General features: G+C 35.3%; 1 protein-coding gene. It reads left to right on the top strand.

Annotated elements, in window-relative coordinates; translation table 11 throughout:
- Positions 1–220 precede the first annotated feature (220 nt).
- Positions 221–484, top strand: a 264-nt coding sequence (locus H4O20_RS12900) for a transposase (RefSeq protein WP_185099524.1), incomplete at its 3' end; no start/stop codon positions are given.

Genomic DNA, 484 nt, shown 5'->3' with positions numbered 1-484 from the left:
CTTAAGTTTGATTTTTACTAAATAAGTTAATTTTAAGTATTAATCAGAAAGAACAAAAGAGCGGAGTAAGGTTACTATATACGGTGAAGCTTTAGACTTCGACAACATTGATAATCCCCGCTCTTTTACTACTTAAATCACGTTCAGTTCTGTGAGGCCTAGACCTCGTTTTCAAGTTGTTGTGACCCAAGTAGCTGGTTCTTTCATAAAATCAGTTCCTATGAATAAATATAAGGAAACTTTTGGAGTTGACATCAGTAAAGATGTCTTTGACGTACACGGCAGTAGCAGTGGCCACAACCAGTTCAAAAATGATGAAAAGGGATTTAAATCTTTTTTAAAGATACTTCCTAATGATTCAATTGTAGTTATGGAAGCAACCGGTTACTATCATTACAGGCTCGCACAGTTTCTTTACAAAAACAATGTGGCGGTGTCTGTTGTAAATCCCTTATCTGTAAAACGTTTTATCCAGATGAAGCTT

This window comes from Aequorivita sp. 609 (genome assembly GCF_014212065.1).
In the GTDB taxonomy this organism is placed as follows: Bacteria; Bacteroidota; Bacteroidia; order Flavobacteriales; family Flavobacteriaceae; genus Aequorivita; species Aequorivita sinensis.
The sequence above is the reverse complement of the archived record's forward strand: the minus strand, read 5'-3'. Positions and strand labels throughout refer to the sequence as shown.